At 58.9% G+C, this 13710-nt stretch carries 13 protein-coding genes and 1 pseudogene; 12 read left to right on the top strand and 2 right to left on the bottom strand.

The genetic code is table 11. The annotated features are described in order from the left end of the window. The first annotated feature begins 8 nt into the window (after window positions 1–8). The 8 genes and pseudogenes from P5W98_RS03185 to P5W98_RS03150 form a co-directional block, all read left to right on the top strand. On the top strand, window positions 9–692 hold the full coding sequence (locus P5W98_RS03185; RefSeq protein ID WP_434718257.1) for an acetyltransferase: 684 nt from the start codon (window positions 9–11) through the stop codon (window positions 690–692). Continuing rightward, the gene (locus P5W98_RS03180; protein WP_434718256.1) at window positions 693–1613 is read left to right on the top strand and encodes a hypothetical protein; all 921 of its coding nucleotides are present in this window, start codon (window positions 693–695) and stop codon (window positions 1611–1613) included. After that, window positions 1610–2560: a GNAT family N-acetyltransferase gene (locus P5W98_RS03175; protein WP_434718255.1), complete on the top strand. Its 951-nt coding sequence runs from the start codon at window positions 1610–1612 to the stop codon at window positions 2558–2560. Before P5W98_RS03180 ends, P5W98_RS03175 begins: the two co-directional genes overlap by 4 nt. 4 nt (window positions 2561–2564) lie before the next feature. Continuing rightward, window positions 2565–3494, top strand: a complete 930-nt coding sequence (locus P5W98_RS03170; RefSeq protein WP_434718254.1) for a glycosyltransferase family 2 protein — start codon at window positions 2565–2567, stop codon at window positions 3492–3494. Window position 3495: 1 nt separating this feature from the next. Then, on the top strand, window positions 3496–3849 hold the full coding sequence (locus P5W98_RS03165; protein WP_434718253.1) for a GtrA family protein: 354 nt from the start codon (window positions 3496–3498) through the stop codon (window positions 3847–3849). Further along, complete coding sequence (locus P5W98_RS03160) at window positions 3842–4288, top strand: sugar 3,4-ketoisomerase (RefSeq protein ID WP_434718252.1); 447 nt, start codon at window positions 3842–3844, stop codon at window positions 4286–4288. Before P5W98_RS03165 ends, P5W98_RS03160 begins: the two co-directional genes overlap by 8 nt. Before the next feature lie 4 nt (window positions 4289–4292). Beyond that, window positions 4293–5873, top strand: coding sequence for a hypothetical protein (locus P5W98_RS03155; RefSeq protein WP_434718251.1), 1581 nt, complete (start codon window positions 4293–4295; stop codon window positions 5871–5873). A gap of 179 nt (window positions 5874–6052) precedes the next feature. Next, window positions 6053–6175: pseudogene (locus P5W98_RS03150) on the top strand (IS5/IS1182 family transposase); the annotation flags it as partial. 420 nt (window positions 6176–6595) lie between these two features. Here P5W98_RS03150 and P5W98_RS03145 read toward each other — a convergent pair. Then, a complete protein-coding gene (locus P5W98_RS03145) occupies window positions 6596–7747 on the bottom strand; it encodes an IS110 family transposase (RefSeq protein WP_434718250.1) in 1152 nt (383 codons plus the stop codon). Between the two features lie 299 nt (window positions 7748–8046). On the opposite strand from P5W98_RS03145, the gene P5W98_RS03140 reads away from it, so the two are divergent. From P5W98_RS03140 to P5W98_RS03125, 4 genes are all read left to right on the top strand, one after another. Then, the gene (locus tag P5W98_RS03140; protein ID WP_434718249.1) at window positions 8047–10338 is read left to right on the top strand and encodes a hypothetical protein; all 2292 of its coding nucleotides are present in this window, start codon (window positions 8047–8049) and stop codon (window positions 10336–10338) included. A 41-nt stretch (window positions 10339–10379) separates the two neighbouring features. Then, window positions 10380–11324 carry a glycosyltransferase family 2 protein gene (locus P5W98_RS03135; RefSeq protein WP_434718248.1) on the top strand — a complete coding sequence of 315 codons (945 nt, stop codon included), beginning with the start codon at window positions 10380–10382 and terminating at the stop codon, window positions 11322–11324. A gap of 1 nt (window position 11325) precedes the next feature. Next, on the top strand, window positions 11326–11709 hold the full coding sequence (locus P5W98_RS03130) for a GtrA family protein (protein ID WP_434718247.1): 384 nt from the start codon (window positions 11326–11328) through the stop codon (window positions 11707–11709). Window positions 11710–12008: 299 nt separating this feature from the next. After that, the gene (locus P5W98_RS03125; protein WP_434718246.1) at window positions 12009–12536 is read left to right on the top strand and encodes a transposase; all 528 of its coding nucleotides are present in this window, start codon (window positions 12009–12011) and stop codon (window positions 12534–12536) included. A gap of 132 nt (window positions 12537–12668) precedes the next feature. On the opposite strand, the gene P5W98_RS03120 is transcribed toward P5W98_RS03125, so the two are convergent. Next, entirely contained in the window at window positions 12669–13613 is a 945-nt protein-coding gene (locus P5W98_RS03120; RefSeq protein ID WP_434718245.1) for a transposase, read from the bottom strand. Window positions 13614–13710 lie beyond the last annotated feature (97 nt).

Here is a 13710-nt window from a genome sequence, read left to right as displayed (position 1 = left end):
GCCGACCAATGGAAAAAGATCGCGATCTGGTGATCGTCGGGGACAGCGCGTTTGCGGAAGTCGCCTACGAGTATTTCACTCACGATTCGAAGTACAACGTCGTCGGTTTCGCGGTCGAATCGAAGTTCATGACCCGTCAGTGCCTTTTCGATCTGCCCGTCGTGCCGCTCGAGCGCATCGAGGAGTTCTATTCGCCGCAATCGGTCGATTTCTATGCCGCAATCGTCTATTCGAAACTGAACCGGTTGCGCGCGCGCCTCTATGAGCAATGCAAGGCAAAGGGCTATGCGCCTGCCAGCTATATCAGCTCGAAGGCGTTCGTGTGGCGTAATGCCGTGATCGGGGAACACTGCTTCATCTTCGAGAACAATACTGTTCAACCGTTCGTCAGAATCGGAGATAACGTCGTGTTGTGGAGCGGCAATCACATCGGCCATCACAGCACGATCGACAATCATTGCTTCATCTCCTCGCAGGTCGTGATCTCCGGGTTCTGCAACGTGGGACGCCACACGTTCATGGGCGTCAATTCGACGGTCGGCAACAATGTCAACATCGGAGAAAGCAACTGGATCGGACCGGGAGTGTCGATCACCGGAGACACGGAAGCAGACAAGCTGTTCGGCGGAGCGAAATCGGAGCCGGCGAAAGTCAGCGCCCGACGCTTCTTCAAAGTAAGCGCGGACCAATAAATGGAATGGAAAAAACTCGGCGTCGTCTGGTGCCCGGTTCGTGATCTGTGGTGGGCCCGGACTCATGCTTCATGCCCGACACCTGTCTTTTTGAACGACGGATCCTTGCGCATCTATGTGCAGGGCCGTGATGAGAAGGGTATTGGCCGCGTCGGTTTTGTCGACATCAATCCCGCCGAGCCGACGCGCGTTCAGCGTGTGTCCGACAATCCCGCGCTTGACGTGGGCGTGCCGGGCGCTTTCGATGACAACGGCGTGTTCCAGACATGCGTGATCGCGCGTCCCGACGGCACGTTAGCCATGTATTACGTCGGGTTCGAGATCTGTCATCAGATTCGCTATCGGTTGCTAACCGGCCTTGCAATCAGTCGCGATGGCGGTGAGACATTCGAGCGGGCTCGAAGCACACCCGTTCTCGAGCGATCTCCCGAGGAGCTGCACATTCGCGGCGGTCCTTTCGTCATGCTCGACGGTGACGTCTACCGGATGTGGTACGTTGCCGGAAGCGAGTGGGAGGAAATCGAAGGAAAGTCGATGCCCGTCTATAACCTTCACTACATCGAATCGCGCGATGGCATCGAGTGGCCCGAGGCGGGAGCTCGTCTCTTCCCGCTCGATCGCAATGTCGAGCATGGCTTTGGACGGCCTTATGTCGTGAAACGGCATGACGGCTACCAGATGTTCTATAGCGTCAGAAAGAAGCACCCGCTTGGTTACCGCATGGGCTACGCCGAATCCCCGGACGGCCTGCAGTGGACGCGCCTGGATGATCAGATGGGGCTCGATGTTTCCGTGTCCGGCTGGGACGATCAGACGGTCGAGTACGCAGCGGTCGTCGAAACGGGCGGGAGAACCCTGTGCTTTTATAACGGCAACGATTTCGGCGTCACCGGCTTCGGGGTGGCGGAACTGATCAAGTGAACATTCATATCGTCGAATACGACCCCGAACACGCGCAAGTCTGGGACGACTGGTGCGGTGCATCGGACAACGCGACCCTGCTGCATACCCGACGCTTCCTCTCCTATCACGGTGACCGCTTCGAAGACGCGTCTGTCCTTTTATTCGATGACCAGCGTCTAACCGGCGTGTTTCCGGCGGCGCGGGTGACGGGAGATGCGCACTCCGTTGTGAGCCACCCAGGTGCGACGTACGGTGGCATTGCACATGACGGGCGCCTTCAGGGGCAACGCATGATCGATGCGATCGGCGCTTTGAAGAGCCATTATCGTGACCGGCATGTTCGAAAGCTTGTCTACAAGCTCGTTCCGTTCATCTACGCGCGCGTCCCCGCGCAAGACGACGTCTATGCGCTTTTCCGCCATGGCGCGCAGCGCGTTCGATGCGACCTTTCATGTGCGATTGACCTGAGTCATCAGCGGCCTGTCAGCGAGCGCCGGCGCCGCGCCCGACGCAAGGCGCACCAAGTCGTGACGCTCGGTTCAACCATAGGTGAGCTGCGTGCGTTCTGGTCTGTTCTCGGCGAAACACTCGCTCGCCGGCACGAGGCTGTACCGGTTCACACGTTCGATGAAATAGCCTTGCTTGTTTCGCGCTTCCCGAATGAAATTCAGTTGCGGTGTGCCTTCATTGAAGGGCAGGTCGTGGCGGGCGTTCTGTTCTTCAACTCGACAACTGTATGGCATGCTCAATATATCGCGTCGAGCGAGCGCGGCAATCAGGTCTCTGCGCTCGATGCGGTTTTCGATGCTGCGATCGAGGAAGCACGCACCGGCGGCGCGCGCTATTTCGACTTCGGAACGAGTAATGAGTCGGCCGGCACGGTGCTGAACGACGGGTTGTATCGGTTCAAGTCCGAGTTTGGCGGTGGCGGTGTTGCCCATGAATTTTACGAATTGACGATTTGAGACCGTGAGTCCGAAAAAAATATCCGTGGTCGTGCCGGTGTACTTCAATGCCGGAAGTCTGCCCTCTCTCTTCCAGCAACTGAACGCGCTCGAGCAGTCGTTGCTCGAGCGCGAATTGCTTCTCGACCTCATCTTCGTCGACGACGGATCCAAGGACAATTCGCTCCAACTGTTGCTCGACTTCAAGCAAACCCGGCCCGCTACCACGGTCGTCAAGCTGACGCGCAACTTTGGCGCGGTCCACTGTTCGAAAACGGGTTTCCGTTTCGTGACGGGCGATGCTTTCATCGTCTTGGCGGCCGACCTGCAGGATCCGCCGACGCTGATCAACGAAATGGTCGACCGATGGCTGGCAGGCTCGAAGTTTGTCATCTGCGAGCGCGAAACCCGGGACGATCCGGTTGTGTCGAAGTTTTTTTCGCGCATCCACTACAAACTGCTGCGCATGCTGGTCATTCGCGACTATCCGGAGGGCGGATACGACATGGCCTTGATGGACAAGGCGCTGTTGCCGCATCTTCTGCATAGCTCGAAATCGGTTTTTACTCCGCTCCTCGCTTACTGGCTCGGATACGAGCCTAGCGTGATCACCTATCACCGTCCTGCGCGGGAATTCGGAAAATCCGGCTGGACCTTTCGCAAGAAACTGACAGCGTTCCTCGACATAATGCTCGGTTTCTCCATCACGCCCATTCGCGTGATGTCGGGCATCGGCACGATCATATCGTTGTGCAGCTTCGGGTATGGATCGGTCGTCATCATCGGCGCATTGCTTCACTTCAACACGATTCCCGGATTTGCGACGGTGGTTTCGCTGATCTCTTTTATGCTCGGTCTCGTGATCGTGATGCTCGGTTTGATCGGAGAGTACTTGTGGCGCATCTTCGAAGAAACAAACCGGCGCCCAGAAACGGTCATTGAGCAGGTCTGGTGAAATGAGGTTCAAGCGATTCCTGATCTCCGGAGCGATCAATACGCTGTCCACGTATATCCTGTATCTGTGCCTGCTCAAGTTCCTGCCGTACGCATGGGCTTATTCCGTCACCTACGCTGCGGGTATCGCGCTTGGTTATCTCCTGAGCGCGAAGTGGGTATTCAGGAAGAGTCTGAGCCTGCGCACGGCGGCGAGATATCCGCTCGCGTATCTGATCAACTACGCACTGGGATTAGGTATACTGCGGCTCTGCGTCGATATACTGCACGTTCCGGCGCAGATCGCACCGTTGATCGTCATCTGTGTCACCGTTCCGGCAATGTTCATATTCACTCGCGCGATCTTCAATGATTAAGCCCGCATCGTTCCCTACCGTCGCCGATTGCAAGCTCCATGAACTGCCGAAGATCAACGATCCACGTGGCAATCTCACGTTCATCGAGAACGACGTCCAGATTCCCTTCGCAATCCGGCGAGTCTTCTATCTCTACGATGTTCCGACGGCAGAGAGCCGTGGGGCGCATGCGCACCATACGCTGCATCAGTTCCTGATTTGTCTGTCGGGTAGCTTCGATGTCGAAGTGGACGACGGAAGATCACGATCGCGCATCCATCTGAATCGACCGTGGAGGGGGCTGCACGTTCCCCCGTTGATCTGGGCAGCGGAGGTGAACTTCGATCCTGGCACGGTTGCATTGGTGCTCGCTTCCGACAGCTACAACGAAGCCGACTATATCCGCGACTATGAGGTCTATTTGTCATTGATGAAGGATTCCGGCTCGAAACAGGTCTGACCGGATGAGCGACGCATTCAATGATGGTTCGAGGCCTGCATTGGCCTCGGCGCGCGGCCATGCGGGTCATGTCGCCGCCGCGTCATTCGTCGTTCTCGTCGTGGTGGCCCTTCGGCTGGCTGTCCTGGGCGGCTATCCATCGACAGATGAGGGCTTCTACGCCTACTACGCGTTGATCATGCACGACGCGCTGTCGCAACACATGCGTCTGCCGAATGAAGGCATGTTGATGCTTTATTCGTTGTTGACATCGTTTGTCTATTCGCTCGATATCAATCCGATTTTCGCACTGAGACTGGTCGATATCGTTCCGGACGCGCTGGCCGCTGTCCTGATGCTGCGCATCTCGGTGAGATTAAGCGGAAGCAGGACCGCAAGCGCTTTCATCGTCGCGATTTTTTTTGCTTTGCTGAACCATCCGGTATTCATTCAATACGGCTTCAAGAACAGTTTCTTTATCGCGCTATGCCCGCTGCTCTATGCGGTCGTGTTGTTCATGTCGGTTGAGCGGGCAAGCGCATCCAGGTATTTCGTCATCGGTGTTCTCGTTGCATGCGGCGTGCTTTTACGCGAGACGCTCGCCGTTGCCGCAGTGCTCGGCGCCGTGTCGGTTCTTGCATTCCGAGGCGTCCGTGCGCTTGCATACTATGCTCTGGGCGGGCTCGCGGCAGGCGCGCTCGTCCTGGCTTTCCTGACGATGCTTCGCGGTCCAGGAGGACTCGCCAGTCTCATCGCCGGATACGTCGACGCCGGCGCCGGTTATGGCGCATTGGCGCTCACGCGATGGGCGCTCTTCGAATCGAACGGCGCACTCGCTGCGCGGACATGCATCGGCGCGCTTCTGCTGAGTTTCGTGGCGGCCGTGTTTGTGCTCGTCGTGTCGATTCGCAGAGGGTCGTCGCGGTACCTCGGATCGTTTGCCTTCTGGGCCGCGGTCGCTTTGCTTGCGCTCATCGAGCCGCTCGCTAAGATCGGATTTCCTTATCATTTTTCGTGGTCGCTGATCGGGCTGTGCGGCATTGCGAGCCTTGGCTGGGGTGTCGCGAGATCGACGGGCGCGGGACGAGCGTGGACCGTGGCGGCCGGCGGACTGTGCCTGGCCGTCTCGCTGGTTTCGTTGCTTCCTCAGCTCAAGTATGTCCGCGACATTTACGCTTCTCTCACGTACCCTGCCTTCAAAGAGACTCGCGGCCGGTACTGGGCCGAGGATTCCGTGGCGCACAGCAATTACCTGCTCATGGCGGAACAGATTCGCCGCGTGGCGCCTCCGCACGCCACGCTAAGTTCGAGCGGCGCGATGCTGATTCTGTATCCGCTCACCGGGCTGCGTCCGCCGTGCTATGCGCTCAGCAACCTGACCTTTATGTTCGTCACATTGCATCTCGACGAGCCGGCCTTGAAGCGGGCCATAGAGCAATGTCCAGCGGATGTGATCGCATCCACCCGCAGAGATTTGCCCGGGCGTCGCGAACTGACGGAAGCAATGAAGCAACTTCCGCAATATCGTCACGTCGGCGCAGTCGGGCGCTCCGACGTGCGCGACTATGGCTCATTCGAGGCCGATGTGTACATCCGTCGGCGCTGATCGGAGTTGGAAGCAATTGTTGATCTGAGCAACGGACATCGTCGCCCGACGCGCGTCGAATGTCAGCGAGTTCCGGAATGTCGTCGCGGAGCGCCCGCCGACGACTGAGCTGAGTCCTCTGGACAAGGCCGCCAACGCCGATGGTCAACGCCGCCGTCTCGACGCGATCGACGTCGTCGAGCCGATTCCGGCGGCTCGCCCGACATTACGAGCGACTTCCGCAGACGCTTGCAGGGCTTCATTTCGTCGTCTTCGCAATGTTGATGCTCGTTCATGCTGTGCCGATTATCCAAAGTTGCTAACACCCTCTTCTATGGGGAACCAGAAGTCAAGCCCCGCTCAAGATAAATACTCTGTTATGCGAAGTAAATCTCCTTGCCCGTTGTCTACGTCCAGTTTGCGTGGTCGCCTGCTACGACCAGACGCAGACTGGCCGTAGACAACCCGTGAGTCACAGGTTGTGACGCTGACGACCGACACCATTTGCAGTCTGGCATGTCGATGTCATTCAGGTCAGGGTGTCTGTTGCCCCGGCCAGTGCGGGTTCGACCTTCTATCCGTGCCGGCCTGGCAGGCCGGTCACCTCATGCCGCATGCGCGAAGCGCTGGCGCCACCCTGTTACCGACGCGCCCCATCTAAATACACGGTCACCCGCAATGGGTAACCCGAGGGTGTTCCGGGCGCGTTGACCTTTACATGCTGTCGCCGCGTCTCATGTGGTTCAGGCCCTCACGGTGTTAGCTGCTCCCGACTTGAGTATCGCGCCCTCGGGGATCTCGCCGTGCTCGATAAAGCGCCACAGGGCAATCGCCAGACGCCGTGCGAGCGCTACGATACCGATGCGCCGCAGCCGCTTGCCGGCACCACCAAAGCGCTCGTTGAACCAGTGGCTGAGCTGGCTGCCGGGCTGCAGGCGTAGCCAGCTCCAGGCGAGCTCCACCATCAGCCACCGGCATCGCCGGTTGCCCGCCTTGCTGATACCCTGTTCAACCTCGCTGGTACCGCTGGCGTACGGCGTGGGCGTCAGGCCTAGGCAACCGGCCAGTTCCCGGCGGTTGCGAAACTGTCGCCAGCCAAACAGTTCCCTGACCAGCGTCCACGCGCTGCCGGTACCGATTCCCGCAAGCTGTGCCAGCAACGCCATGCCGGGGTGCGCGCCGCTGCGTACCTGCCGGTCCTGCTGCACTTCGAGCGTGCGGATCTGCTGGCGCACCAGCGCGAGCCGCTCACATTCGCGCTCAATCTCGGCGCGCAGACCGGGCGCGAGCAGCTCACGCTGCCGGGTCCACCAGTGCGTCCAGATGCGGCCGCCGACAGACCTGACCCGAAGATTGTGCAGCACCAGCAGCGAGCGGATCCGGTTGGTATGCGCGGTGCGTTCCTGCCGCAGGCGTTCGAGCTCGCGGTGCAGGCGCCGGTCGTCTTCCTGCTCGGGCGTGGGGATGCGCGCCACCGCCCACACACGCCGTTCGCCAGTGTGATAGCGGATGAGCATCGACAGCAGCTTGTCGCTGTCAAGCCGGTCCGTCTTGGCACGACGGGCACGGCGGTTCACCTCGATACTGGCCGAATCCACCACGAGATTGGCGATGCCCTGTCCCGTCAGCCAGCGGTGCAGCCAGAACCCGTCGCGGCCAGCTTCATAGCAGCTGTAGACAGGGGCGTCGGCGCCGAGATGGCAGCGCACCCTCGCGCTCGCGATGGCGGCAAGAACCGCCGTGGTGTCCCCCGCGGTGACCGTACAGCGGCTGGGCGCGCGCCGGCCATCACCCAGTGAGAGCTTCCAGCTCTTCTCGCCCAGTTCAAAAGCGATGTACAGCTGGACAACCACCGTCGTATTCTGCCCATGGAGGGCTGTGTCAGACGCGTCCATTTGCGTGCTCCTTTGGAGAAAACGAGTGTGCAAATCCCGTTTTACTCCAGTCAGGCTTACTGCCGCTGCCCTCCCACATAGCATCTAATCAAAAGAACAGGCACAGCGTCGTCGCGAACTCGCCGAGCGGCAGCTTCGACATCCCGCAAATGCGGTCTCGATGATTTGCCCAATTGGACGTGCATGCGAGGCAATGCGGAACCGCTCGACACAACCTCTCATTCGTCGTCGGGCCGATCAAACGCAAGTCGTATCAGACAATTCGAAGCCATTGTAGAGTATTGCGGACAAATGCTAGCATGCTACACAACTTCAACTCCTCAAAATCCAGAAAAACGATGTTCCAATTTGCGTCGGGGCGAGACAAATTCCAGATACAAACCTCGAACCGGCCTGCGTGGATATTGGTTCTAGCGCCAATTCTTGTAAAGGCCCCATTGCTGCTCGGTTGGCTAATTGCTGACCCCATGATGCTTTACTCCGGATTGGCTTCCGGCCTTCAAAGAGGTCCGTTTGGCGGCTTTCCACCGCTGCCGACCATCGACCCCAACCTTGCCTTCACGAGCCATGCACTCGGGCATCGCTCTGCTCTGGAGATTCTGAGCGGACATATCCCGTGGTGGAATCACTTCGAAGGTGTCGGCGCGCCACTCGTTGGAGAGATGCAGGCAGCGGCGCTATTTCCGCTCACGTGGCTGCTTACGCTCCACAACGGCCAGTTGTATGAGCACATTGTCTTGCAGATCATGGCGGGACTGTCCACCTGGGCACTCCTTCGCAAACTCGGGTGCGCGCGCTTTGCGGCGCTTGCCGGTGCAATCGCTTTTGAATTCAACGGGACATTTGCATGGCTCGCAAATGCTGTCATCAATCCGATCGCGTTTTTACCGCTCACCCTTTATGGAATCGAGACCCTGCGCGAGCGCGTCAATAGCAAGGCTGCCGGAGGTGCAGCCTGGATGACGATCGGTCTCGCAGCTTCGCTGTACGCAGGTTTTCCAGAAGTCGCATATCTCGACGGATTGCTCATTCTGGCCTGGACGCTGGTCAGGGCGCCGTCGGTAGTACCCACAGCACGAGTTCAATTTCTCCTTCGGATTATCGTCGGTGGCATCGCGGCACTTGCTATTGCCGCCCCGATCCTGGTTCCTTTCGCCGACTACCTGCTTGTAGCAAATTCCGGTGGGCACCAAGGCGACGGATTCACCATCGTTTCGCTCAATCCGGCATTCCTTCTGGCTATCTGGATTCCGTACGCATTTGGCGGGATTTTCCAGCATCCTATTTACGGTCCGTTCTGGGATTCGGTTGGCGGCTACGCCGGATGCGTCCTGACCGCGGTTGCCCTATATGGCACCTTCGGCCGTAACTTGCGAGGACTCAGAATTCTCCTGTTTGCCTGGGCCTTTGTCGCGATTGCCATTTCCTATGGCGCGCCAGGCACTGTCATTCTGATGAAGCTCATCCCGGCGTTCAAGCTAACAGCGTTCTACCGCTATCTCCCTCCGTCATGGGAATTCGCACTCTGTGTTCTGTCAGCCCTCGGCTTGAGTGACCTCGCGAGTAGCTTCAATAAACGGCGACTTCTCGCCGTAATCGCACTCGTGGCGTGTGCCTGCCTGATCGCTGCATGTGTTGCCCATTTCAACTCCTTCCCGCTTCGCAGCAAATTCGCGATCATCAACGGCCTTTTCCTCCTGGGAATATTTGTAGTCGCTGTGATCGTTTCCTGCGTCACGATGCCTCCCGGCCGTCGCGCAAAATGGGTAGCCGGCCTGCTGATCATTGAGGCCATCATGGCCTTCGAGGTACCGGTTATGAGTCATCCGTCCCGGGGCACGGTGGAACTGGGCGGTGTGAAATATCTGCAACAGCACATTGGCATACAACGATTCACCACGCTTGGTCCAGTCCAGCCTAACTACGGCTCGTACTTCGGTATAGCATCAATCAATCACAATGACCTACCGATCCCTAAAGACTGGACGGACTACGTCGAACGTCACCTCGACAGCAATTCGCCGCCAATTTTGTTTACCGGGACGAGCCGCAACGATCTTCAAGGGCCATCAGCAGTCGATAATCTACTTAAAAATATCGACGCTTACCGCGGGATTGGCGTGAAATATGTTCTAGCACCTGCCCACGCACTCGATACGCCGGGCTTGGCTGCGCTCAAACACTATGTCGAAACGAACCGGCAAGCCGGCGCCAAGGTGGTCTTTGAAGACGGTGTCATGACCATTATCGAATTGCCTGCCCCCGCCCCATACTTTGACGCTCCGGCTTGCCGCCTGACGTCTTCGTCGCGCGACAGCGTCGAGGCACAATGCTCGAAGCCCTCCCACCTGACGCGCATGGAGTTGCATATGGCCGGCTGGACCGCAGCCGTCAACGGATACGAGGTTCCGATCGAACATACCGGTGAGATCTTTCAGCGCATTCCGTTGCCCCAAGGCAAGTCCACGGTGGAGTTCGATTTCACCCCCCCTTATATTGTCTGGGCCTATGCTGCATTCTGCGCAGGAGCGCTGCTACTCGCGTGGGACATCGTCAGAAGCCGCAAGCGCCGGCTCTCTGTCTCGTCATAATGCATACATCGGGTTCGCGCACGCATTTAAATCAGAATAGTATGGACAACACCTCGCCACTCCGCATCGCCGTCGTAGTTCCCTGTTATAACGAAGCGGCCGCGATTGCCACTGTCGTTCGCGATTTTCTGCGTAGCCTGCCGCAAGCGGAAATTTACGTATTCGACAACAATTCGGTGGACGACACTGCAAACATCGCGCGCCGTACCGGCGCACATGTCATACCGGTTCCGTTGCAGGGAAAGGGTAATGTCGTTCGCCGCATATTCAGCGATGTGGAAGCAGATGTCTACATCATGGTGGACGGCGACGCCACGTACGATGCTACCGCGGCACCCGCGCTGGTCGACCTGCTCGTCGATCAGCATCTCGACATGGTCGTCGGCTCACGCCTAAGCGATAAGCAATCCGCTTACCGCCTCGGGCATCGCTTCGGCAACGTCATGCTTACACGATGCGCAGCGGTGATTTTCGGCAAGACGTTCAATGACATGCTGTCGGGTTATCGCGTTTTTTCTCGTCGTTATGTAAAGACCTTTCCCGCACATTCTACCGGCTTCGAGATTGAAACCGAGCTCGCGGTGCACGCATTGAGCATGCGTATGCCGGTCGCCGAACTCGACACGAACTATGGCTCACGTCCAGAAGGCTCACAGAGCAAGCTCAATACGTACCGTGACGGCTTCAGGATTTTGATGACGATCCTGAAGCTGTTTAAAACAGAAAAACCGTTGGCGTTCTTTTCGATTGGTTTTGCGATCTGCGCGTTGCTGTCCGTAATTCTCGCAATCCCCGTATTCGAGACATATGCCGAGACCGGCCTCGTTCCGCGCATTCCTACCGTCATTCTGAGCAGCGGCCTCATGATTCTCGGCGGCATCTTGCTAACCTGCGGCATTGTCCTTGACACGGTCACGCGAGGCCGCAACGAATTCAAGCGCCTTGTGTACTTGTCGATCCCAGCATGCCGTAGACCCCGTCCCTGATATGCGCGGACAATTTCTTCGATTTGCCATCGCCGGCGGAATCGGCTTCATCGTCGACGCCGGGGTTCTATACCTCATATTGCCGCTCGGCTGCGGCCCTTATTGGGGACGCCTGGTCTCATTCCTGTGCGCAGCGTTCTCCACATGGCAAATCAATCGGCGCCTGACCTTCAAGCCCATTCAAGGCAAATCGGCATGGCGCGAATGGCATGAATATCTGCTGGCCATGGCATTCGGCGGAGCGTGCAATTACGTGACGTATGTGCTGGCACTTCAAGCGCTACCGTCCGTCCGCTGGAGCCCGATTGCGGCCATTGCGGCAGGATCCCTTGCCGGCATGATCATCAACTTTGCCTCCGCGAAATTGTGGGTGTTTCGCAGATAGATCTCACCTATAGACGTCCCGCGCCTCACGATACGCAGATTTAGCGTGAGGCACGGCAGGTCAATCTATAGGTCGTGTAATCGGTTGGATACAGCCATAGCTCCATTAGACTTTACAACTGTTACGTCCCGAACTATTTGAGTTTTAGCGGGAGGCGTTTATCTCGCGGACGTCGGGAACGATTTTTTGAACTTCACCGCGCGCAGCGCGGGACACGAGGGGCGTAAAGAAGGCCGGTGCTGCCGTGATATCGTGAGACGGGTTCCAAGCCAACTCTCGAATCAACAACAGACCAGCCTATGCGACGAATCGTACGCGCATTCCTCTCTCTCGAACAGCATCTTCGCTCTGTCATCTCCACCCCGCAGTCCTACCGCCCCAGTCATTGCCCACATTGCGGCTTCGGCGGACTCTGGGGCCACGGTTTCTACGGCCGCAAGGCTGACCGCAGCAGTGGCGCCAGACTCAACCCGGTGCCCGTTGCACGCTTCTGTTGCCAGTCGTGTGGCCGCACCTGCTCGCGTCTGCCGCTATGCATCTGCCCGCGGCGGTGGTACGCATGGGCCCTGCAGCAACTGGTTCTCGCGCTGATGCTCTTCGGCCTGTCCCTGCGCAGCACCGCGAAGGTGACCGGTCTCAGCCGCAATACCGTGCGTCGCTGGTGGCGCTGGCTGCGCGAGCGCACCCCCGTTTTCGCCTTCCTCCTGCGCAGCCGCTTCCCCGAGCTCGGCCGCACAACCGACACGATGTCGTTCTGGCGGGCATGCCTTGCCTGCATGCCCTTGGCGATGGCCTGGCTCGACCTGGACGACCTGAGCGTCCCGTGATCCGCTGAGCCTGGCGCGCCGCGAGACGGCCAGTTTCACGTTTTTTCAGGGTGCCCACACAGTCTGGCCACTTCCGTTGCTTTCGCAACGGCGATTTCATGTCGACTCCTCAATTGAACCTAAAAACCGCAGTTACCCGGTCGCGATCGTCGCGATCGAAGTCCGTTGCAGCGGTGCAGACGCGATGATACGTGCGCAGATGTAGCGCAGCAGCTCGCGCCATCGGTCGGTCTTCGAGAACTGCTCCGCAAAGCGCGCGACGTGCTCCAGAGCCGCGCGAACATTGGCGACCAGCGATTTGATCGTGACGACCTTCGCATGCAGCGGCGTGAGATATAGCTGCGTCTGTCCGGCATGGCTGGCCATCGTTCCGCCCGCTGCCAGTAGCAGAGGCCGGCTCGTCACCGCTTCGAGACGTGCGCCTGGATGGGCGGCCCTGCAGTACCAGCTCCACCAGTTGTAGACCAGCGCGCCGGCCCGTGCCGTCGTCTGGCAGCGGGCGATGTCCTGTGTGGCGAAGCCGCCCAGCCCCCACTGGTTCTTCAGTTCGTCGAAACCATTTTCGCAGTCGCAGCGATCCCGGTACAGCTGGGCGATGGCCTCCAGCGGATAGCGGATGTCGGTCACCAGTACCGTGTATTCCCACATCGGGTCGGCGTCGAGCACGGTATCGTCGGCCAGCGTCAGCCTGAGTTGCCCGCTGGTATCGCGGCTTTCGCGAGCCAGCCCGTCGCGGATGCGCCGGCGCACGATCACGACGCGCCGCTTCGCCGACCAGCCCGTGAGCTGCAGATGATCTTCGACGACCTGGCAGCCCTGTGCATCGGGCCGGCTCCAGTCGCGGCGACCGAACTGTCGCGCAACCAGCCGCTGAACGTTCTTCGTCTGGCGCAGCCTCAGCAGGTACGGTTGCTGTCGTTGCTCCAGCTCTACCAGAATGCCTTCGTTGCCATAGCCGCAATCGCCACGCACGATCGCCGGACGCCGGCTACCCAGTTCGTCGAGCACCCGGCCCAGGCCGGCCTTCGCATGCGCCGACGTGTGCTGTTTGCCCGCACTGACCTGCACGTCCAGCACCAGCCTCAGGTTGACTCATGCGAGAAACTCGGGAAGCGGCCGAGTTCCGGCGATCGTGACAATGATCGTGATTGCAAAAGTGTTTGCCACTTCCGGA

The sequence above is a fragment of the Paraburkholderia sp. A1BS-2L genome, from assembly GCF_051125205.1.
Taxonomy (GTDB): Bacteria; Pseudomonadota; Gammaproteobacteria; order Burkholderiales; family Burkholderiaceae; genus Paraburkholderia.
The sequence above is the reverse complement of the archived record's forward strand: the minus strand, read 5'-3'. Positions and strand labels throughout refer to the sequence as shown.